Source organism: Xanthomonas sp. NCPPB 2866 (assembly GCF_041475745.2).
GTDB classification, from domain to species: domain Bacteria; phylum Pseudomonadota; class Gammaproteobacteria; order Xanthomonadales; family Xanthomonadaceae; genus Xanthomonas; species Xanthomonas arboricola.
In genome coordinates this window covers 4,351,929-4,373,992 of sequence record NZ_CM192975.1, presented here as the reverse complement: position 1 = coordinate 4,373,992, position 22,064 = coordinate 4,351,929, and the positions used below count along the sequence as shown (strand labels likewise).

At 62.7% G+C, this 22,064-nt stretch carries 14 protein-coding genes, 2 tRNA genes and 3 rRNA genes; 9 read left to right on the top strand and 10 right to left on the bottom strand.

The annotated features are described in order from the left end of the window. Positions 1–3: 3 nt before the first annotated feature. The 7 genes from ACCQ04_RS18575 to pyrE form a co-directional block, all read right to left on the bottom strand. Complete coding sequence (locus ACCQ04_RS18575) at positions 4–969, bottom strand: SDR family NAD(P)-dependent oxidoreductase (RefSeq protein ID WP_226427959.1); 966 nt, start codon at positions 967–969, stop codon at positions 4–6. A 48-nt stretch (positions 970–1,017) separates the two neighbouring features. Next, positions 1,018–1,743: a suppressor of fused domain protein gene (locus tag ACCQ04_RS18570; protein WP_226427960.1), complete on the bottom strand. Its 726-nt coding sequence runs from the start codon at positions 1,741–1,743 to the stop codon at positions 1,018–1,020. A gap of 43 nt (positions 1,744–1,786) precedes the next feature. Beyond that, positions 1,787–2,095, bottom strand: coding sequence for a helix-hairpin-helix domain-containing protein (locus ACCQ04_RS18565; protein WP_226427961.1), 309 nt, complete (start codon positions 2,093–2,095; stop codon positions 1,787–1,789). Between the two features lie 33 nt (positions 2,096–2,128). After that, a complete protein-coding gene (locus ACCQ04_RS18560) occupies positions 2,129–3,058 on the bottom strand; it encodes a ParB/RepB/Spo0J family partition protein (protein WP_024940457.1) in 930 nt (309 codons plus the stop codon). After that, a complete protein-coding gene (locus tag ACCQ04_RS18555) occupies positions 3,058–3,855 on the bottom strand; it encodes a ParA family protein (RefSeq protein ID WP_016901957.1) in 798 nt (265 codons plus the stop codon). Before ACCQ04_RS18555 ends, ACCQ04_RS18560 begins: the two co-directional genes overlap by 1 nt. Before the next feature lie 115 nt (positions 3,856–3,970). Further along, positions 3,971–4,636: a hypothetical protein gene (locus ACCQ04_RS18550; protein WP_100224744.1), complete on the bottom strand. Its 666-nt coding sequence runs from the start codon at positions 4,634–4,636 to the stop codon at positions 3,971–3,973. 22 nt (positions 4,637–4,658) lie between these two features. After that, positions 4,659–5,318 (bottom strand): orotate phosphoribosyltransferase, encoded by a 660-nt coding sequence (pyrE, locus tag ACCQ04_RS18545; RefSeq protein ID WP_024940459.1) that lies wholly within the window; start codon positions 5,316–5,318, stop codon positions 4,659–4,661. 127 nt (positions 5,319–5,445) lie between these two features. On the opposite strand from pyrE, the gene ACCQ04_RS18540 reads away from it, so the two are divergent. The 3 genes from ACCQ04_RS18540 (at position 5,446) to ACCQ04_RS18530 (ending at position 8,069) form a co-directional block, all read left to right on the top strand. After that, on the top strand, positions 5,446–6,246 hold the full coding sequence (locus ACCQ04_RS18540; RefSeq protein ID WP_039524873.1) for an exodeoxyribonuclease III: 801 nt from the start codon (positions 5,446–5,448) through the stop codon (positions 6,244–6,246). Between the two features lie 241 nt (positions 6,247–6,487). Further along, the gene (locus ACCQ04_RS18535; RefSeq protein WP_016901953.1) at positions 6,488–7,783 is read left to right on the top strand and encodes an AmpG family muropeptide MFS transporter; all 1,296 of its coding nucleotides are present in this window, start codon (positions 6,488–6,490) and stop codon (positions 7,781–7,783) included. 58 nt (positions 7,784–7,841) lie between these two features. Then, a complete protein-coding gene (locus ACCQ04_RS18530) occupies positions 7,842–8,069 on the top strand; it encodes a hypothetical protein (protein WP_016901952.1) in 228 nt (75 codons plus the stop codon). Between the two features lie 91 nt (positions 8,070–8,160). Here ACCQ04_RS18530 and ACCQ04_RS18525 read toward each other — a convergent pair whose 3' ends face one another. Further along, on the bottom strand, positions 8,161–9,303 hold the full coding sequence (locus ACCQ04_RS18525; protein WP_226427962.1) for an anhydro-N-acetylmuramic acid kinase: 1,143 nt from the start codon (positions 9,301–9,303) through the stop codon (positions 8,161–8,163). A 282-nt stretch (positions 9,304–9,585) separates the two neighbouring features. Beyond that, positions 9,586–11,004: a M23 family metallopeptidase gene (locus ACCQ04_RS18520; protein WP_184381537.1), complete on the bottom strand. Its 1,419-nt coding sequence runs from the start codon at positions 11,002–11,004 to the stop codon at positions 9,586–9,588. 170 nt (positions 11,005–11,174) lie between these two features. Between ACCQ04_RS18520 and tyrS the strand changes: the two genes are divergently transcribed. The 6 genes from tyrS (at position 11,175) to rrf (ending at position 18,256) form a co-directional block, all read left to right on the top strand. After that, positions 11,175–12,386 carry a tyrosine--tRNA ligase gene (gene tyrS / locus ACCQ04_RS18515; RefSeq protein WP_226427963.1) on the top strand — a complete coding sequence of 404 codons (1,212 nt, stop codon included), beginning with the start codon at positions 11,175–11,177 and terminating at the stop codon, positions 12,384–12,386. Positions 12,387–13,110: 724 nt separating this feature from the next. Continuing rightward, positions 13,111–14,657: ribosomal RNA gene (locus ACCQ04_RS18510) — 16S ribosomal RNA — on the top strand. Between the two features lie 92 nt (positions 14,658–14,749). Then, a tRNA-Ala gene (locus ACCQ04_RS18505) sits at positions 14,750–14,825 on the top strand. Positions 14,826–14,844: 19 nt separating this feature from the next. Beyond that, positions 14,845–14,921, top strand: a tRNA-Ile gene (locus ACCQ04_RS18500). A 227-nt stretch (positions 14,922–15,148) separates the two neighbouring features. After that, positions 15,149–18,029 (top strand): 23S ribosomal RNA (locus ACCQ04_RS18495). Positions 18,030–18,141: 112 nt separating this feature from the next. Then, positions 18,142–18,256 (top strand): 5S ribosomal RNA (gene rrf, locus ACCQ04_RS18490). The 16S, 23S and 5S rRNA genes sit together here with 2 tRNA genes alongside, the layout of an rRNA operon. Positions 18,257–18,777: 521 nt before the next feature. On the opposite strand, the gene putA is transcribed toward rrf, so the two are convergent. Then, a complete protein-coding gene (putA, locus tag ACCQ04_RS18485) occupies positions 18,778–21,978 on the bottom strand; it encodes a bifunctional proline dehydrogenase/L-glutamate gamma-semialdehyde dehydrogenase PutA (RefSeq protein ID WP_226427555.1) in 3,201 nt (1,066 codons plus the stop codon). Between the last annotated feature and the right edge of the window lie 86 nt (positions 21,979–22,064).

Below are 22,064 nucleotides of genomic sequence, written 5' to 3'. Positions count from 1 at the left end.
GCCTTAGGCGCGCTCACCGAAATAACTGCGGCACCAGTCCACCACCTGCGGCAGGCCGTGCTCGACCGGGGTGGCCGGCTCGAAGCCGAAGGCGGCGTGTGCGCGCTGCGTATCGGCCATGGTGCGGATCATGTCACCCGGCTGCATTGGCCGGTAGACCTTCTCGGCCGGGCGCCCGGCGGCCTGGGCGATCACGTCGATGAAGTATTCCAGCTCCACCGGGGTGTGGTTGCCCAGGTTGAACACCCGGTGCGGCACTGGCTCGCCGCTGGGCGTGTCCAGCGCGCCCAGCACGCCGGCCACGATGTCGTCGACGAAGGTGAAGTCGCGCTGCATCTTGCCGTGGTTGAACACCTCGATCGGCCGCCCCGCCAGCACCGCGCGGCTGAAGATCAGCGGCGCCATGTCCGGCCGGCCCCACGGCCCGTACACGGTGAAGAACCGCAGCCCGGTCGCGCGCAGGCCGTACAGCTGCGCATAGGTGTAGCCCATCAGTTCGTTGGCGGCCTTGGTCGCCGCATACAGCGAGCGCGGCTGGTCCACGCGCTGGTCTTCGGAAAACGGCGGGGTGGCCGAATCGCCGTACACCGAACTGCTCGAGGCATACACCAGGTGCTGCACGCCCCGATGCCGGCACAGTTCGAGCATGTTGACGAAGCCGACCAGGTTGCTGTCGACGTAGGCGGACGGGTTTTCCAGCGAGTAACGCACCCCCGCCTGCGCGGCCAGATGCACCACGCGCGTGGGCCGGATCTGATCGAACAACGCGGCCAGGCCGTCGCGGTCGGTCAGGTCCAGCGTGCGGATGTCGATGCCCGGGCACAGCGCCGCCACCCGGTCGCGCTTGAGCTGCGGGTCGTAGTAGCTGTTGTAGTTGTCCAGGCCCACCACCGACTCACCGCGCGCAGCCAGCGCGCGGCAGGTGTAGGCCCCGATGAAACCGGCGGCGCCGGTGACGAGAATGGTCATTGCAGTGGTCCTGGAGATATCGGAAGCGGGCGGGCAGGCAGGTGGCGCTCAGAACAGCCCGAAGCGCTTTTTGGCGACGTTGACGCGATCGAGCGCAATGATGTCCCCAATCCCCTTGGCATCGAAGCGATCCAGCAGCGCATCGCTGCCGTCCTTCAGTTTCAGCGCCATCTCCTCCGGATACAGCGGCACCACGGTCATGAACACGATGGTCTTGTCGGCATCGATGGCCAGGCGCGCAAATCCCTCGGGCGCGCTCACCGGCGGCAGCACGATGGCGCCATCGAAACGCACGCCGGGTGCGTAGGGTTCGGCCGGATGACCATTGGGAATGGTGTGGCCAAAGCCCAGCCAGGTCTCGAACTTGTGCGGCAGCCGGGCCAGGGTCTTGAGCAGGCGGATCGGCCAGTAGTGGCGCGGGTCTTCGAAGTCGCGCTGGTCCATCGGCCAATCGGCGGGCAGGCTCAGCATCAGCTCCATGTACTGCGGCGCTTCCACGCCCTCGGGCAGGGTCATCGGCCGGTCGCTCATGCCCGAGGTCACCAGCCGCAGGTACGGGACATCCGCGGTGGCGGGCACCACATGCACGTCCAGATGCACGGCGTCGGAGATGATTTCGTGCAGCACTGCCGAGATCGGCCCCAGGTGCTGCTCGATATGTGCGCTGATCTGCTCGATGCAGTCGCCGCCGTGTGCCGGCTCGAATGCCTTTTCCTGCGCGTGCAGCATCAGCGTGCTGCCGCCGGGGCTGATCTGGTCGTCTTCAGTGCTCATGGGTTGCTCCGGTTGATGGCCGCACCTGGTCGCATGCGCGCACTCACCCCAGACTGAGCGGTGCTTCGCTGGCCAGGGCTGCCTTGCGTTCGGCGCTGAACGCCCACCAGGGCCGTGGCGCCTCGCCTTGCATGAAGCGCGTGATCGACAGGAACACGTCGATCACGCAGGGGTCGTGCAGCACGCCGGTGCACAGACACAGCTGCGCATACATGTCGTACGCATCGCGACCGCGCAGTTGCGCGGCAACCCGGATGCCGATCCGCTGCAGATCCTTTTCGCAGGCCGGCCCCACGTTCGGCAGGTCGGTCAGATGCAGCAGGTGCTTGCGATCGACCTTGGCGGGATTCATTGCCGGGGATGCTCCTGGTGCGGGTGCACAGGCTCAGCTGCGCTGCAGGCGCAGGCGTTCGAGCACGCCGTCCAGCGTGTCCAGGTCGGTGTAGTGGATCACCAGCTTGCCCTTGCCGCCGCGGCCGTGGTTGAACACCACCTTGGTGCCCAGCGATTCGGACAGTTCGGTTTCCAGCGAGGCGATATCGGCCTGCGGCGCAGCGGCGGCCGGCTTGCCCTTGCGCAATGCGCCGGGCACCTTGCCGGCGGCGAACTGCTGCGCACGGTGTTCAACCTCGCGCACCGACCAGCCCTGGTCGGCTGCTTCCTGCGCCAGCTTGCTGGCCAGCTCCGGCGCCAGGGTGAGCAGCGCACGCGCATGGCCCATTTCCAGGCGGCGGGTTTCCAGCAGCACGCGGATCGCCACCGGCAACTCCAGCAGCCGCAGCAGGTTGGACACCGACGCACGCGAGCGGCCCACCGCACCGGCGGCCTCGGCGTGGGTTAGCGAAAATTCGTCGATCAAGCGCTGCAGCGCCTGCGCTTCTTCCAGCGGGTTGAGGTCTTCGCGCTGGATGTTCTCGATCAGCGCCATCGCGATGACGGTGCGGTCGTCCAGCTCGCGCACCACCACGGGGACTTCGCTCAGCCCGGCCAGCTGCGAGGCGCGCCAGCGACGTTCACCGGCCACGATCTCGAATTGCCCCGGTGCCAGCTCGCGCGCCACGATCGGCTGGATCACCCCCTGCGCCTTGATCGACTCCGCCAGCTCGGCCAGCTTGACCTCGTCCATCTCCTTGCGCGGCTGGTACTTGCCCGGCTGCAACTGGGTGACCGGCAACCGGCGCAGGCTGTCGCCCGGCTGCAAGGCCTCCTCGCTGGCCACGCTCGGCGCCGCGGCGGCGGCCGCGCCCTTCGGCCCCAGCAGCGCTTCCAGGCCACGGCCCAGGCCACGCTTCTTTGCGGGGATCGGCTTGTTCATCAGACGGTCTCCACGGGCCGGTAGGCCTTGTTGCGGTCGTTCTGGCGGCGCACGATTTCGCCGGCCAGCCCCAGGTAGGCCACGCCACCGCGCGAGGTGCGGTCGTAACCGACGATGCTCTGGCCATGGCTGGGCGCCTCGGCCAGGCGCACGTTGCGCGGCACGATGGTGCGGAACACCTTGTCGCCGAAATGCTCGGTCAGCTCGGCCGACACCGCATTGGCGAGGTTGTTGCGGATGTCGAACATCGTGCGCAGCACGCCTTCGATTTCCAGCGCCGGATTGAGGTTGGCGCGCAACGCCTCGATGGTTTCCAGCAGCGCGGTCAGTCCTTCCAGTGCGTAGTACTCGCACTGCATCGGCACGATGATCGAATCGGCCGCGGTCAGGGCATTGAGCGTCAGCAGCGACAGCGCCGGCGGGCAGTCGATCAGGATGAAGTCGTACTCGTCGCGGATCGGCGCCAGGGCGCGCTTGAGCCGCTGCTCGCGCTCGCCCTGATCCATCAGCTGGATCTCGGCCGCGGTCAGATCGATGTTGCCCGGCAGCAGGTCGAAGCCTTCCGGCGCGGTGACGCGGATTTCGGCCGCGGTGTTTTCGCCCAGCAGCAGGTCGCAGGTCGAGGCGGCCACATCGCGCTTGTCGATGCCGCTGCCCATGGTCGCGTTGCCCTGCGAGTCCAGATCCACCAGCAACACACGCTTGGGCGCGCGCGCCAGGCCGGCCGCCAGATTGACAGCGGTCGTGGTCTTGCCGACGCCGCCTTTCTGGTTGGCAATGGCGATGATCCGGGCCATGCGGGAGAGCCTCGTGGGCAGGGAGTAAGACCGGCCATTATGCGGGCAGGGCGTCGGATCGGGAAATGCCGCCCGCCGCAGTGCGCTGCACGGGCGGAAATGACGGCTGCGCCGGTCAGCCGGTGGGCGCGGCGCCGGCCGGCGGCTCCTTCATCGCCCGGTAGCGCTGCAGGATGTCGGCGATCTCGCCGTCCAGCGCCACCCGTTGCTGCTCGAAGCTGGTCTGCAGACGCAATTGCGCCATCAGCTCGCGATGGCGTTGCTGGATGTCGGCGGCCAGCTTGTCGGCCACCGCCTGGCCGGCCAGTTCGCGGTCGCCGGCGCTGCGCAGCATGCTGGCCAGCCCTTCGCGCAGGCTGGTCACGTTGAAGCGCGCGGTGTGGATGTTGTTGTCGACGATGGCGATGCGCTCGTTGAAGACCCGGCGCAGGTCGTCCTCACTCTGGTAGGACATCAACATCGCCTGGTCGGTGCGCTGGCGCATCTGCTCGGCGGCCAAGTCGGCCTGGCGTTGCTGCTCGCTGGCGGCTGCTGCGGCGCGCTCGTCGCTGTTCATGGCGCGCTGCACCTCGGCGCTGCGCAGGCCGCTCTTGGCGTTGAATTCGTCGCGCGCCTGATTGACCGCCTCCGGCGGCAGCGTATCGCTGCATACCCGGGCGCCGTTCTGGTTCCAGCAATACAGCTTCTTCGCGGCCGGCTTGTCCTGCGCGATGGCAGGTGCGGCGGCCACGGCTGCCGCAACGGCGGCGAGTAACGCCAAACGGGTGTGTCTCGGCATCATCGCAGCCCCCTGTCGCCTGCCGTCAGCCTGTGGTGTCGGTGCCGTAGCGGCCACGATAGGCCAGCAGCGGTTCCCGGAAGCCCACAAGGTCGGCGTTTCCTGCCGCAAAAGCAAGCAGGTCGCCCAGGTTGGCCACCGCGATCACCGGGATGCCGGCCTCGGCCGCCACCGCCTGCGCAGCCGAGCGGCGATCCTGCTCGGAGGCGATCTCCTGCCGGTCCAGCGCCACCACGATCCCGGACGGAATGCCGCCGGCGCCACGGATGATGCCCAGCGCCTCGCGGATCGCGGTGCCGGCGGTGATCACGTCGTCGACGATCAACACCTTGCGGCCCTCAAGCGGCGCACCGATCAGGCTGCCGCCCTCGCCATGGTCCTTGGCTTCCTTGCGGTTGAACGCCAGCGGCAGGTCGCGCCCGCGTCCGGCATAGGCGCAGGCCAGTGCGGTCGCCAGCGGGATGCCCTTGTAGGCCGGCCCGAACAACAGATCGAACTCCACCCCGGCCGCATCGATCGCATCGGCATAGCACTGCGCCAGCTGCGCAGTCTTGGCGCCCGAATCGAAGCGCCCGGCATTGAAGAAATACGGGCTGAGCCGCCCGGACTTGAGCGTGAACTCGCCAAAGCGCAGGGCATCGGCGCCCAGGGCCAGCTGCAGGAAACGGGTGCGGTGGTCGGTCATGGTGACGAGATTGGGGAGTGGGGACTCGGGATTGGAAAGCATAGCCGGTCGCGCCTTGCGGCATCCGCTGATGCGGTACGCTTTCCCGAATCTCCAATCCCCATTCCCGAATCCCGGCTCTTCATTCATGCGCATCATCAGTTTCAACGCCAACGGCCTGCGCTCGGCCGTCACCAAGGGTTTCTTCGAGTGGTTCGCCGACCAGGACGCCGACGTGCTGTGCGTGCAGGAGACCAAGGCCCAGGAGCATCAGCTGGCCGGTCCCAAGTTCCTGCCCACCGGCTACAAGGCCTGGTTTCGCGACGCCAGCACCAAGAAGGGCTACAGCGGCGTGGCCATCTACAGCAGGCACGAGCCCGATGAAGTGCGCACCGCGCTGGGCTGGCCCGAGTTCGACGAAGAAGGCCGCTATGTCGAAGCGCGCTTCGGCAACCTCAGCGTGGTGTCCTTCTATATCCCGTCCGGCTCGTCGGGCGAGTTGCGCCAGGGCTACAAGTTCCAGGTGATGGAATGGCTGCGGCCGATCCTGGAGCAGTGGCTGGCCAGCGGCCGGCAGTACGTGCTGTGCGGCGACTGGAACATCGTGCGCTCGGCGCTGGATATCAAGAACTGGAAGTCCAACCAGAAGAATTCCGGCTGCCTGCCGCCCGAGCGCGACTGGCTCAACGGCCTGTGTGCCGATGCGCTGGAAGACGCCAACGCCGCCAGCGGCCGCGGCTGGGTCGATACCTACCGCGTGTTGCATCCCCAGGGCCAGGACTACACCTGGTGGAGCAACCGCGGCGCGGCGCGCACCAACAACGTCGGTTGGCGCATCGACTACCAACTGGTCACCCCCGGCCTGCGCGACAAGGTGAAGGCCTGCTCCATCTACCGCGAGCAGCGCTTCTCCGACCACGCGCCGTACATCGTGGATTACGCGGAGTGAGTGAGGGCGCGCGGCTGGCAGAGACGAGCATGGGGACGGTTGGCCAGGCCCCCCAGCGGTGTGCTTCTAGCCACCCCATGGAGATCAACGTCGAGTGCGTGCAGGCTGTGCCTGGCCGCAGCCTGATGGCGATGGATCCTTCATGGAGCCAATCATGCGTTTCCGGCAGGTCAATCCGTGCAGCGGCTAGCGATACTGCCCGCCCGGCAACAATCAGCACCCGTTCCCAGCGGCCACGCGCATGACCAAGCCTGTACCCAACTACAAAGGACTGCGCGGCATCCGGCAGGCCTTCGCCACGCCATCGGCGGCAACCATGGCACTGCTGGGTTTCGGCAGCGGTCTGCCGTTTCTGTTGATCGCCTCGCAGACCCTGTCCACCCGGCTGCGCGACGTCGGGCTGGATCTGGGCAGCATCGGTCTGATCAGCCTGGCAAGCTTTTTTTACCTGCTCAAGTTCCTGTGGGCTCCGCTGATCGACCGCTATGCGTTCCCGATCACCGCGTTTCTGGGCCGCCGGCGTTCCTGGCTGCTGGTCTCGCAACTCGGCGTCACTGCCGGCCTGTTCGCACTGGCGTTTTCGCGCCCGGACATGAGTGTCACCGGCCTGGTCGCCTGGGTGCTGTTCGCCTCGTTCTGGGGCGCCACGCAGGATTCGGTGGTGGATGCCTACCGCATCGAAATTGCCCCAGATACCGCGCAGGCCGCCTTGGCGGCGACCTACACTCTGGGCTATCGGATCGGCCTGATCCTCGGTGGCGCCGGGGCGCTGTATCTGGCCGAATACCTCAACTGGACTTCGGCGTACCTGGCCATGTCGGCGCTGATGCTGCTGCCGATCATCACCACCCTGGTATGCCGCGAGCCGGACCGGCCGCTGGTCACGGTGGTGCGTCGCATCGACGTAGCCGGCGCATTCTGGCAGCCCATTTCCAGTTTCTTCTCCAGCAATGGGCTGGCGCTGGGCATCGTCCTGCTGGCATTTGTCGGCCTGTTCAAGTTCCCGGATCAGGTGATCGGCGTGATGGCCGGGCCGTTCTATCTGGATTCGGGCTACACCAAGGCCGACATCGCCACGGTGTCCAAGCTGTTCGGCGTGTGGATGGGCATCGTCGGCGCGTTCGCCGGCGGTGCGGCGGTGGCGGCGTTCGGCTTCCGTCGCATGCTGCTGGTGGCCGCCCTGGGCGTGGCGCTGTCCAACCTGGCGTTTTTGTTGATGGCGCAGAACCCTGGCAAATTGTGGGCGTTCTACGCCGCACTCAGTGCCGACAATCTGTTCCAGGGGTTCGCCGGTACCGTGCTGGTGGCCTTCATGTCATCGCTGACAAATCGCAATTTCACCGCCACCCAGTACGCCTTGCTGGTGTCGCTGGCCAATTTGCCGGGTAAATTCGCCGGCGGTGTGTCCGGGTTCCTGGTCGAGGCCACCTCCTACAGCACCTTCTTCATCCTCAGCGCCCTGACCGTGGTTCCCACGCTGGCCCTGCTTGCCTGGCTGTGGCCGCGGCTGGATGCCCGCGATGGGCGCCCGGATTGAAACGGCCGCCAAGGTTACCGATGATGCAGGCGGGGCAGCGCAGTGCACGAGGCAGGGCATGACCGATCTGGTGTTGCGGGACATCGATCCATTGCTGGTGGACAGGATCCGTCGCATCTCCGTCGCTCGCGGCTGGACCCAGCACCAGACCGTGATGCATCTGCTCGAACAGGGCCTGTTCGCCAGCGAATACGAAGTCACCGGCGGCCTGCAACACCCGGAAGTCGATGCCCTGGCCGAAGCGATTGCCGCGCTCAAGGCGCTGCCGGCGGGGAATAGTCCGTAGCTGCAAACGGTCAGCCAGCGCTGCCTCGCGTGCGAATCCATCCGGCGCGAGGATGCTGCGACTGCGGGCGCTCGCAACTGATCCAGGCCTGTCACGCCGGATGGATCGCCCCCAGCAACCGCGGCCCGGCCGCCCCGGTCACCGACGGCAGATTGGCGGCCCGGCCTGCGAGCAGCTCCGCGGCCAACCATGCGAACCCCATCGCCTCCAGATAGTCCGGATCCAGCCCATGCCGCGCGCTGGATTCCACCACCACGCCCGGCAGTCGCGCCGCCAGTCGTGCCATCAATACCGGATTGCGCACCCCGCCACCGCACACCAGCACCCGGCGGGTATCGGGCTGCAGCCGCAGCAACGCGTCGGCGACACTGGCCGCGGTCAGTTCGAGCAGGGTCGCCTGCACATCGGCCGCAGACAGCGCCACGTCTCCCAGCGACCGCATCGCCTGCATCGCCCAGTCCAGATGGAACTGCTCGCGCCCGGTGCTCTTGGGCGGCGCCAGCGCAAACCACGGGTCGGCCAGCAACGCCTGCAGCAGTGGGGTATCGACGCGCCCGCTGGCGGCGAACGCACCGTCGGCATCGAACGCCGTGCCGCGATGCTGTTGGCACCAGCTGTCCAGCAAGGCATTGGCCGGCCCGGTATCGAAGCCCAGCACCGCGCCATCGCGCGGGATCAGCGTCAGGTTACCGATGCCGCCCAGATTGAGCACCGCGCGGTCTTCATCGCCCGTGCCCAGCATGGCCAGATGAAAGGCCGGCATCAGCGGCGCGCCCTGACCGCCGGCAGCCACATCGCGACGGCGGAAATCGGCCACCGTGGTGATGCCGGTGTGCTCGGCAATCCGGCTGGCATCGCCGATCTGCCAGGTAAAGGCCGGATCGGCCTTGGGGCGATGCCGAATGGTCTGCCCATGCGAGCCGATCGCGCGAACGCGCCCACGCGCGATGCCGCTGTCGCGGATCAGTTGATTGGCAGCGGCCGCAAACGCCAGCCCCACCTGCGCATCCAGTTGTCCAAGCGCATCGATGGCGATCACGTCGGCGCCCTGGCCCAGCATCACCAGCGTGTCGCGCAGTTGCGGCTCCCAGGCCACGGTGGTGCCGGCAACCAGTTCGCAGCGGCGATGGCTGTCATCGGCAAAGCGCACCAGTGCGGCATCGATGCCGTCGGCGCTGGTGCCCGACATCAGGCCCAGGTAGAGCGGGGATTCCAGGTGTTCCGGAGCAGACATGCCAGAGCCAGTTGCACAGTGGTCATGCAGCTTGTGCAGCCGGGGTGGGAGAGTCAACCGCCCCGGCATGCCTCGCGATGAGGCCAATCGGCTCTACGCTCGATAGTCAGCGCTGCACCGGCAGCGCCGACTGTCGCGTCGGCATCATGGTTTCCACTGGACGCTGGCAGCGATCCGGTGCCGGCCGCAACGTTGCATGAGCTATCAGCTCCTTCGCGAACGCCGCGCAGCCATCCGACCGGCGATGGCCATGTCGGCGGCTGAGGAGTCAGCCGCCGCCACTCAACCGCGCGGCTTGCCCTTGGCAGGCTTGCCGACGTCGGCATAGATCAACTTCTCCATGCCTTCGATACGCGCCAGTGCCGGCGCCGTCTGCGCGCGGAAGGCGGCCAGTTCGGCACCCTGCAAGGGCTCGGGCGGCGGCATGGTCACCGACATCGGGTTGCGCTGCTGCCCGGCAACGCGGAATTCGTAATGCAGGTGCGGGCCGGTCGCCAGGCCGGTCATGCCGACATAGCCGATCACCGTGCCCTGGTTGATGCGCTGGCCGGCCTTGATCTTGCCGAAGCGCGACATATGCCCGTACAGCGTGCTGAAGTTCCTGCCGTGGTCCAGGATCACCACATTGCCGTAGCCGCGCTGGGTGCCGACGAACACCACCCGCGCATCGCCGGCAGCCATGATCGGCGTGCCCGAGGCTGCCGCGTAGTCCACGCCCTTGTGCATGCGCATGGTGCCCAGCACCGGATGCTTGCGTGCGCCAAAGGTCGAGCTGATGCGGCTGTAGGCCACCGGCATGCGGATGAAGCTCTTCTTCAACGGCCGGCCGGTGATGTCGAAATACTCGGCCGGCTTGCCGGCACGCTCGAAGCGGAAGCCGGTGTAGGTCTTGCCGCCGGTGGTAAAGGTCGCTGCCAGGATGTCGCCGGTATTGATCCGCTCGCCCTCGCGCCAGGTTTCGTCCATCACCACGCTGAAGCGATCGCCCGGCTGCAGATCCTTGTCGAAGTCGATGTCGTACTTGAAGATCTCGTCGGTCATGATCGCCACCGCTGCCGGCGACAACCCCGACTTGCCGGCCGAGGCGTACAGCGAGCTGCTGATTTCCCCACTCGCCACCACCGTGCGCGTGGTCGTCGCCCGCTCGGTGACGTTCTCGCGCACGCTGTCGCCCAGCAGGCGCAACTCCACGCGGTGGCTGTCGTCGCGGTCGAAGCGCAAGGCGCGCAACTCGCCCGGCGTCGGCATATCGAAGGCGATCTCGGCGCCCGGACGCAGCTTGGTCAGCGCCTCCTTGGTGCCCGGATGCGCCAGTACCTGGTACATCACCGCCGTCGGGATTCCCAACTCGCCGAACAAGGTGCTCAGCGTCTGCCCGGACTTGACCTGCAGAATTTCCCAATCGGTGCTCGGCGCCAGTTGCTTGCGGCTCGGCACCAGCGGCGGCAGCGGCAAGGCCAGCGTGGAATGGCTGGACAGCGGGGTATCGATGGCGTTGGAGAAGCCCGGCACGATCGTGGCCACCAGCGCACCGATGGTCGCGAACAGGCTGGCATGGATCCAATGACGGCGTGTCCACCGGTCGTTGAACGCCGCCGGGAGATGCGCCTTGAGCTTGCGATGCAGGGCAGTGTCGTGGAGGACGTGAAGGCGTTCGTGAAAGCGCCGCTTGCGTGCACGGCCCTGCTCTGAATTCTGCATCGTTCAAATTCCTCGCTGGCTCGAAGTGCGAGCCCAATCGCCGGTACCATAGACAGCCTGTAACAGCGCGTCAAACCATTGAGCCTGTTCAACATTTTCATTTGGCGCGGAATTAACCCGCGTTTAACATCGTTCACGTTGTTGACGGCAAACGCCGCTGGAGTCTGTGGTTGGCCACTATCGAAGAATCCCTCGCACTCATCGGTCGCGGCACCGAGGAGATCCTCAAGCTCGATCAGCTCGAAGCGCGACTGAAATCAGGCGTACCCCTGCGGGTCAAGGCCGGTTTCGATCCCACCGCGCCGGATCTGCATCTGGGCCACACCGTGTTGCTCAACAAGATGCGGCAGTTCCAGCAGCTCGGGCACCAGGTGATCTTCCTGATCGGTGACTTCACCGGCATGATCGGCGACCCGAGCGGCAAGAACGTCACCCGCAAGCCGCTGAGCCGCGACGATGTGCTGGCCAACGCGCGTACCTATGAGGAGCAGGTCTTCAAGATCCTGGACCGCGAACGCACCGAGGTGCGCTTCAACTCCGAGTGGTTCGGCCAGATGAGCGCGGCGGACATGATCAAGCTGTCCGCGCAGCACACGGTGGCGCGCATGCTCGAGCGCGACGACTTCGCCAAGCGCTTCACTGGCCAGCAGCCGATCGCCATCCACGAATTCCTGTATCCGCTGGTGCAGGGCTACGACTCGGTCGCCCTGAAGGCGGACGTCGAACTGGGCGGCACCGACCAGAAGTTCAACCTGCTGATGGGCCGTGGCCTGCAGGAGCACTACGGCCAGGCCCCGCAGGTCGTGCTGACGATGCCGCTGCTGGAAGGCCTGGACGGCGTGGCCAAGATGTCCAAGTCGCTGGGCAACTACATCGGCATCAACGAGCCGGCCATCGACATCGTCACCAAGACCATGAAGATCGGCGACGAGCTGACCTGGCGCTGGATCGATCTGCTGTCTTTCGACATCAGCGTGGCCGAAGCAGAGCGCCTGAAGGCGCAGGTCGCCTCGGGTGAACTGCACCCGCGTGAGGTCAAATTGCGGCTGGCACGCGAACTCACCGCACGTTTCCATGACCCTGCTACCGCGGAGCAGGCCATCGCCGGCTGGCACGCGGTAGTGACAGGGCAGGGCGACACCAGCCTGTTGCCGCTGCAGCAGGTCGCTGTACCGGCAGAAGGTCTGCGGATCGCAAGCCTGCTTACTGCAGCCGGCCTGACGCCAAGTAATTCGGAAGCTACGCGCAAGCTCAAGGAGCGAGCGGTCAAGATCGATGGCGAAGTGGTCGAAGATCCGGCACGCCAGTTCGGGCCAGGCTTCGAAGGTGTCATCCAGGTAGGTAAACGCAATTTCGCCCGTGTGGCGCTGGTCGGCGGCTGAGCTGCCGCGAGGTTGCTGCATAGCGGCAACCCCGCTGTGCGGTGACCTCTATATAGAGAGGGGCGTAACGCCTGAGTCGGATCGGCGGCTTGCCATAGCGCACCACAAGGGCGTGCCGTTGCAGCAGAGAAGAAGATCGTGAAATTTTTTTCACAAAACCCTTCCCAAATGCTCCGCTTGGGCCTATAGTTCGCCTCCCCCGACGCAACGGCCCCGCAAACGCGGAACCAGAGCGAAAAGGGTTCGAAAATTCCCTGATTTAGGGTGTTGACGAAACGGAAAAGCCGGCTATGATGGGCGGCTCGCTACACGGAAAGACGCTACGGCGGATTGAAGTGCAGCAGCGGCAACTTCCTCTTCACGAGGGGTTGACGAAGATGAAAAGCCTGCTAATATGGCCGGCTCGCTTCGCAGAAAACCTTCGGGTCGAAACGAAGCAGCGTCAACCACCTCGAAATGAGGTGTTGACGGCAAGAAAAAGTCCGCTATAATGGGCGGCTCGCTTCGACGGAAACGACGAAGCTGACGGGAACGGCGCTGAGGCCACTTCCCAATGTTCTTTGACAGTGTGCGCAGGTAATTTGTGCGGACGCCTGCAGGAAGGATGATTGTCCATCTTGCAGACGTTTAATCAAAATGCAACATATTAATTGCTTTGCAAGCGATAAGTTGCCAGTGGTTGAACTTCTGCAGCTAAAGTAATTTGCCTTCGGGCATGTAATTTTAAGTGAAGAGTTTGATCCTGGCTCAGAGTGAACGCTGGCGGCAGGCCTAACACATGCAAGTCGAACGGCAGCACAGTAAGAGCTTGCTCTTATGGGTGGCGAGTGGCGGACGGGTGAGGAATACATCGGAATCTACTCTTTCGTGGGGGATAACGTAGGGAAACTTACGCTAATACCGCATACGACCTACGGGTGAAAGCGGAGGACCTTCGGGCTTCGCGCGATTGAATGAGCCGATGTCGGATTAGCTAGTTGGCGGGGTAAAGGCCCACCAAGGCGACGATCCGTAGCTGGTCTGAGAGGATGATCAGCCACACTGGAACTGAGACACGGTCCAGACTCCTACGGGAGGCAGCAGTGGGGAATATTGGACAATGGGCGCAAGCCTGATCCAGCCATGCCGCGTGGGTGAAGAAGGCCTTCGGGTTGTAAAGCCCTTTTGTTGGGAAAGAAAAGCAGTCGGTTAATACCCGATTGTTCTGACGGTACCCAAAGAATAAGCACCGGCTAACTTCGTGCCAGCAGCCGCGGTAATACGAAGGGTGCAAGCGTTACTCGGAATTACTGGGCGTAAAGCGTGCGTAGGTGGTGGTTTAAGTCTGTTGTGAAAGCCCTGGGCTCAACCTGGGAATTGCAGTGGATACTGGGTCACTAGAGTGTGGTAGAGGGTAGCGGAATTCCCGGTGTAGCAGTGAAATGCGTAGAGATCGGGAGGAACATCCGTGGCGAAGGCGGCTACCTGGACCAACACTGACACTGAGGCACGAAAGCGTGGGGAGCAAACAGGATTAGATACCCTGGTAGTCCACGCCCTAAACGATGCGAACTGGATGTTGGGTGCAATTTGGCACGCAGTATCGAAGCTAACGCGTTAAGTTCGCCGCCTGGGGAGTACGGTCGCAAGACTGAAACTCAAAGGAATTGACGGGGGCCCGCACAAGCGGTGGAGTATGTGGTTTAATTCGATGCAACGCGAAGAACCTTACCTGGTCTTGACATCCACGGAACTTTCCAGAGATGGATTGGTGCCTTCGGGAACCGTGAGACAGGTGCTGCATGGCTGTCGTCAGCTCGTGTCGTGAGATGTTGGGTTAAGTCCCGCAACGAGCGCAACCCTTGTCCTTAGTTGCCAGCACGTAATGGTGGGAACTCTAAGGAGACCGCCGGTGACAAACCGGAGGAAGGTGGGGATGACGTCAAGTCATCATGGCCCTTACGACCAGGGCTACACACGTACTACAATGGTAGGGACAGAGGGCTGCAAACCCGCGAGGGTAAGCCAATCCCAGAAACCCTATCTCAGTCCGGATTGGAGTCTGCAACTCGACTCCATGAAGTCGGAATCGCTAGTAATCGCAGATCAGCATTGCTGCGGTGAATACGTTCCCGGGCCTTGTACACACCGCCCGTCACACCATGGGAGTTTGTTGCACCAGAAGCAGGTAGCTTAACCTTCGGGAGGGCGCTTGCCACGGTGTGGCCGATGACTGGGGTGAAGTCGTAACAAGGTAGCCGTATCGGAAGGTGCGGCTGGATCACCTCCTTTTGAGCATGACGTCATCGTCTTGCGGGCGTCCTCACAAATTACCTGCATTCAGAGATTCATACCGGCACAGGTCGGTATGCGAAGTCCCTTTTGGGGCCTTAGCTCAGCTGGGAGAGCACCTGCTTTGCAAGCAGGGGGTCGTCGGTTCGATCCCGACAGGCTCCACCATATTGAGTGAAAAGACTTCGGGTCTGTAGCTCAGGTGGTTAGAGCGCACCCCTGATAAGGGTGAGGTCGGTAGTTCGAGTCTACCCAGACCCACCACTCTGAATGTAGTGCACACTTAAGAATTTATATGGATCAGCGTTGAGGCTGATACATGTTCTTTTATAACTTGTGACGTAGCGAGCGTTTGAGATATCTATCTAAACGTGTCGTTGAGGCTAAGGCGGGGACTTCGAGTCCCTAAATAATTGAGTCGTATGTTCGCGTTGGTGGCTTTGTACCCCACACAACACGGCATGTAGCTCCGAGGCAACTTGGGGTTATATGGTCAAGCGAATAAGCGCACACGGTGGATGCCTAGGCGGTCAGAGGCGATGAAGGACGTGGTAGCCTGCGAAAAGTGTCGGGGAGCTGGCAACAAGCTTTGATCCGGCAATATCCGAATGGGGAAACCCACTGCTTCGGCAGTATCCTGCAGTGAATTCATAGCTGCTGGAAGCGAACCCGGTGAACTGAAATATCTAAGTAACCGGAGGAAAAGAAATCAACCGAGATTCCCTAAGTAGTGACGAGCGAACGGGGAGCAGCCCTTAAGCTGGAATGGCTTTAGAAAAACAATCTGGAAAGATTGGCCATAGAAGGTGATAGCCCTGTATTTAAAAGGGCCACTCCAGTGAAGACGAGTAGGGCGGGGCACGTGAAACCCTGTCTGAATATGGGGGGACCATCCTCCAAGGCTAAATACTCCTGACCGACCGATAGTGAACCAGTACCGTGAGGGAAAGGCGAAAAGAACCCCGGAGAGGGGAGTGAAATAGATCCTGAAACCGTGTGCGTACAAGCAGTAGGAGCTCGCAAGAGTGACTGCGTACCTTTTGTATAATGGGTCAGCGACTTACTGTTCGTGGCAAGCTTAACCGTATAGGGGAGGCGAAGGGAAACCGAGTCTGATAAGGGCGCATAGTCGCGGGCAGTAGACCCGAAACCGGGTGATCTAGTCATGGCCAGGGTGAAGGTGCCGTAACAGGTACTGGAGGCCCGAACCCACGTCTGTTGCAAAAGACGGGGATGAGCTGTGATTAGGAGTGAAAAGCTAATCGAACCCGGAGATAGCTGGTTCTCCTCGAAAGCTATTTAGGTAGCGCCTCGGACGAATACTACTGGGGGTAGAGCACTGTTATGGCTAGGGGGTCATCGCGACTTACCAAACCATTGCAAACTCCGAATACCAGTACGTACTATCCGGGAGACACACGGCGGGTGCTAACGTCCGTCGTGAAAAGGGAAACAACCCAGACCCACAGCTAAGGTCCCAAATTCACTGCTAAGTGGAAAACGATGTGGAAAGGCATAGACAGCCAGGAGGTTGGCTTAGAAGCAGCCACCCTTTAAAGAAAGCGTAATAGCTCACTGGTCGAGTCGGTCTGCGCGGAAGATTTAACGGGGCTAAGCAGTGAACCGAAGCTTGGGGTGCATAAAACTTGTTTTATGCGCGGTAGAGGAGCGTTCCGTAAGCCTGCGAAGGTGGATTGAGAAGTCTGCTGGAGGTATCGGAAGTGCGAATGCTGACATGAGTAACGATAATGCGGGTGAAAAGCCCGCACGCCGAAAGCCCAAGGTTTCCTTGCGCAACGTTAATCGACGCAGGGTTAGTCGGTCCCTAAGGCGAGGGCGAAAGCCGTAGTCGATGGGAAGCAGGTTAATATTCCTGCACCTCGCGTGAGTGCGATGGAGGGACGGAGAAGGTTAGGTGTACCGGGCGTTGGTTGTCCCGGGGAAAGGCGGTAGGTTTGGATCTTTGGCAAATCCGGGATCCTTTAAGACCGAGCACCGAGACGAGCCTTTATGGCGAAGTCACTGATACCACGCTTCCAGGAAAAGCTCCTAAGCTTCAGCTCACGAAGACCGTACCGTAAACCGACACAGGTGGGTAGGATGAGAATTCTCAGGCGCTTGAGAGAACTCGGGTGAAGGAACTAGGCAACATGGCACCGTAACTTCGGGAGAAGGTGCACCCTTTTTGGTGGCTCATGCGAGCTATAGCTGAAGAGGGTCGCAGAAACCAGGCCGCTGCGACTGTTTATCAAAAACACAGCACTCTGCAAACACGAAAGTGGACGTATAGGGTGTGACGCCTGCCCGGTGCTGGAAGGTTAATTGATGGGGTCAGCCGCAAGGCGAAGCTCTTGATCGAAGCCCCAGTAAACGGCGGCCGTAACTATAACGGTCCTAAGGTAGCGAAATTCCTTGTCGGGTAAGTTCCGACCTGCACGAATGGCGTAACGACAGCGGCGCTGTCTCCACCCGAGACTCAGTGAAATTGAAATCGCTGTGAAGATGCAGCGTTCCCGTGGCAAGACGGAAAGACCCCGTGAACCTTTACTATAGCTTTACACTGAACGTTGAGTTCGTCTGTGTAGGATAGGTGGGAGGCTATGAAACTGTGGCGCTAGCTGCAGTGGAGCCATCCTTGAAATACCACCCTGTCGTGCTTGACGTTCTAACCTAGATCCGTTATCCGGATCAGGGACCGTGTATGGTGGGTAGTTTGACTGGGGCGGTCTCCTCCTAAAGAGTAACGGAGGAGCACGAAGGTACGCTCAGCGCGGTCGGACATCGCGCACTGTGTGCAAAGGCATAAGCGTGCTTGACTGCAAGATCGACGGATCAAGCAGGTACGAAAGTAGGTCTTAGTGATCCGGTGGTTCTGTATGGAAGGGCCATCGCTCAACGGATAAAAGGTACTCCGGGGATAACAGGCTGATACCGCCCAAGAGTTCATATCGACGGCGGTGTTTGGCACCTCGATGTCGGCTCATCACATCCTGGGGCTGTAGTCGGTCCCAAGGGTATGGCTGTTCGCCATTTAAAGTGGTACGCGAGCTGGGTTCAGAACGTCGTGAGACAGTTCGGTCCCTATCTGCCATGGGCGTTGGAAGTTTGAGAGGGGCTGCTCCTAGTACGAGAGGACCGGAGTGGACGAACCTCTGGTGTTCCGGTTGTCACGCCAGTGGCATTGCCGGGTAGCTATGTTCGGAAGCGATAACCGCTGAAAGCATCTAAGCGGGAAGCGCGCCTCAAGATGAGACTTCCCGGGGCACAAGCCCCCTAAAGGAACCATATAGACTATGTGGTTGATAGGTCAGGTGTGTAAGTACAGCAATGTATTGAGCTAACTGATACTAATGATCCGTGCGGCTTGACCATATAACCTCAAGTTGCCTTGGTCCCAACGAACGTTGGTAGATCACCAAACGCAAGCTACGTCACAAGTTACCTATGCGAGACGAGCGCTATCAAGCGCTGCTCCAACCGTCTCCCTGGTGAAATTAGCGCTGTGGAACCACCCGATCCCATCCCGAACTCGGAAGTGAAACGCAGCTGCGCCGATGGTAGTGTGGCTCAAGCCATGCGAGAGTAGGTCATCGCCAGGGGCTTTACCCGAAACCCTCAGTCCAACAGGACTGAGGGTTTCTTTTTGTGCGAAATTCGACCGCGAAAAGCCAAAGCCAAAGCCAAAGCCAAAGCCAAAGCCAAAGCCAGAGCCAGAGCTAAAGCAAAGCCAGAGGCAGAGCTGAAGCCGAGTAGCGCCAGGGCAATCGGGCACTCGGACGCTCCAGGCGCATCCCTTGGCACCCTGCCACGCTGTGATATGGGGACTCATCGACATGTAATGCAGCACCTGACGCGGCTGCCTACGCATGTCACTGACACCATCCAAGGTTGAGCTTATTTCTCTCCTCTGTCCTCTGACTTTCAGTCGATGCCGAGAGGTAGGTGCTGGCAACGATGCCGTTGTGCGCGGCAATGACCTACCGCTTACTTCTACGCAATGCAGATCTACGGGCACGGGACCTTGTGCGGACATCTGGGCACAACAAAAACCCCGCGATGCGGGGTTCTTGTTTTCCTCAGCAAGCCAAGAGAGATGGCCTGATAGTTGTGGGCCTGGCCCTCAGTCGCCCAGTGTCAGAAGCGAGGCGTTGCCGCCTGCGGCCGTCGTATTGACGGTGACGACCTTCTCGGTGGCAAAACGAAGCAGGTAATGCGGGCCGCCGGCTTTCGGGCCGGTACCTGACAGTCCCTGGCCGCCGAAGGGCTGTACGCCGACGACCGCACCGATCTGATTGCGGTTGACGTAGACATTGCCGACCGCAACACGCGTGGTGATGCGATCGATGGTCTCGTCGATGCGCGAGTGCACGCCCAGGGTCAGTCCGTAACCGGTGGCATTGATCTGATCGATGACGACGTCGAGTTGGTCGGCTTTCCAGCGGATGACATGCAGGACCGGCCCGAAAATTTCGCGCTGCAGCTGCGCGAGCGAGGCCAGCTCGTACGCACGCGGGGCGAAAAAGCTGCCGTTGGCAGTGGCGGGGTCCAGGGTGGTGGTGCCGATCGGGCGGGCTTCGCGATCCATGCGCGCCGCATGATCGTCGAGGATCTTGAGCGCATCTGCGTCGATGACGGGGCCAACATCGGTGGACAGCAGCGCAGGATCGCCGATCTTCAGCTCTCCCATTGCGCCGGCCAGCATGGTCATGACCTTGTCGGCGATGTCGTCCTGCACGAACAGCACGCGGGCCGCCGAGCAGCGTTGGCCGGCGGACATGAAGGCGCTGGAGATCGCGTCCTTGACGACGGCTTCCGGCAACGAGGACGAGTCGGCGATGAAGGCGTTCTGGCCACCGGTTTCGGCAATCAGCACGCCGATCGCGGCATCGCGAGACGCCAGGGTACGGTTGATGACGCGCGCGGTCTCCGTGGAGCCAGTGAAGGCGACGCCCGCCACGCGCGGATCATTGGTCAGCGCAGCGCCGACGGTGGCGCCGTCGCCCGGCAGGAACTGCACGACCGCTTCGGGGATACCCGCTTCGTGCAGCAGCTTCACTGCAGCGTAGCCGATCAAGTTGGTTTGCTCTGCAGGCTTGGCGATCACGCTGTTGCCGGCAGCCAATGCGGCGGCGACCTGGCCGAGGAAGATGGCGAGCGGGAAGTTCCAGGGGCTGATGCAGACGAAGACACCGCGGCCATGCAGCTGCAGTTCGTTGGATTCGCCGGTTGGCCCGGGCAGACGCTCGGGTGCGCCGAACTGCGCGCGTGCCTGGGCTGCGTAATAACGCAGGAAGTCGACCGCCTCACGCACTTCTGCCACGGCGTCGGGCAGGGTTTTGCCGGCCTCCTTGACGCAGATCGCCATGAACTCGGGCATGCGTGCTTCGAGCAGGTCGGCGGCATGCTCCAGGATGGTGGCGCGGCTGGCCGCCGGCGTGCGGTTCCAGGCCGGCTGCGCGGCAGCGGCGGTTGCCAGCGAGGTCTGCACGGTGGCCGGATCGGCCGGCTGCCAGTGCCCGACCGTTTCGCGTCGGTCAGCCGGGTTGCGCACCGCCTCGCTCTGCGTGCTGATCACCGCGCCGGGCACCAGTGGGGTGGCCTTCCACGGCTTGATGGCGGCATTGAGTTGCTCGGCCAGCTGCCGCAGATCGTTGTCGTTGGCGAGATTGGCGCCCATGGAGTTTTTCCTGTGTTGGTTCTGGCTGCGCAACAGATCGGTGGGCAGCGGAATCTTGGGATGCGGAATGGAGCCGAACGAGGACACCGCTTCGACCGGATCGCGGATCAGGTCTTCGATGGCGACGTCCTCGTCGGTGATGCGATTGACGAAGCTGGAATTGGCGCCGTTCTCGAGCAGGCGACGCACCAGGTACGGCAGCAGATCCTCGTGCGAGCCGACCGGGGCGTACACGCGGCATGGCAGTCCCAGGCGATCGGCCGGAATCACTTCGGCATACAGGTCATCGCCCATGCCGTGCAGTTTCTGGTGTTCGTAATGCTTGGTCGTTGCGATTGCGCGTACCGCCGCGATGGTCTGCGCGTTGTGCGTGGCGAACATCGGATACAGCGCATCGCTGTGCGCGAACATGCGGCGCGCGCAGGCCAGATACGACACGTCGGTATTCTGCTTGCGGGTAAAGACCGGGTAGCCGGGGTGACCTTCGATCTGTGCGCGCTTGATCTCCGCGTCCCAGTACGCGCCCTTGACCAGACGCACCGGAATGCGACGGCCGACGCGGCGTGCCAGATCGGCGAGAAAATCGATCGTATACGGCGTGCGCTTCTGATACGCCTGCACCGCCAGGCCATAGCCCTCCCATCCATCCAGCGACGGGTCGGAGAAGGTGGCCTCGATGATGTCCAGCGACAGTTCCAGACGGTCGGCTTCTTCGGCATCGACGGTGTAGCCGATGCCGTAGGACTTGGCCAGTTGCGCCAGCTCGAGCACGCCCGGCACCAGCTCGGCCATCACGCGTGCGCGCTTGGCATGCTCGTAGCGCGGATACAGCGCGGACAATTTGATCGAGATGCTGGGCGCCGCAAAGACATCGGTACCGACGAAACTGCCGCTGCGGCCGATCGCGTGGATGGCATCGCGGTACGCCTGCAGATAGCGCTGCGCATCCTTCATGGTCAATGCGCCTTCGCCGAGCATGTCGAAGGAATAGCGGTAATCGGCGTTGTCGCCCTTGCGCGAACGCGACAGGGCCTCACCGATGGTGCGGCCCATGACGAACTGGTGGCCCATGATCTTCATCGCCTGGCGCACTGCCAGGCGAATCACCGGCTCGCCGACGCGGCCGATCAGGCGCTTGAACGCCCCCGGCACGTCGGCGCGGGTGAGGTCGTTGAGCTGCACCAGCTTGCCGGTGAGCATCAGGCCCCAGGTCGATGCGTTGACCAGCACCGAGTCGCTGCCGCCGACGTGTTTTTTCCAGTCCGCATCGCCGAGCTTGTCGCGGATCAGCTTGTCTGCGGTGTCCTGGTCGGGAATGCGCAACAGTGCTTCGGCCACGCACATCAGCAAGACGCCTTCTTCGCTGCCCAGGTCGTACTGGCGCATGAAGGCTTCGATCGCGCCCTGGTCCTGCGCACGTGCGCGGACGCGGGTGACCAGATCGGCGGCCACTGCCTGCACCTTGGCCTGTTCGGCGGCGGGCAGACGCGCCTGGTCGAGCAATTCGCGGACGTGCTCGGTTTCGTCCTTGAGCCAGGCGGCGGTGATCGCCGCACGCAATGCGCCGGGTGCGGCAGGCAGCTCGGGCGCCAGCAGCGGGCGCGCAACTGAGGGAGAGGCAAGCGGGTCGAGCTGAGCGTTCATGCGAAGGGTGCCTGGGAATCCTTGCTCATTCTAGAGAGCCGCAGCCCCTGCGCACTTGTGTGGAAGCGGCAACTTTTCCGCCGTTT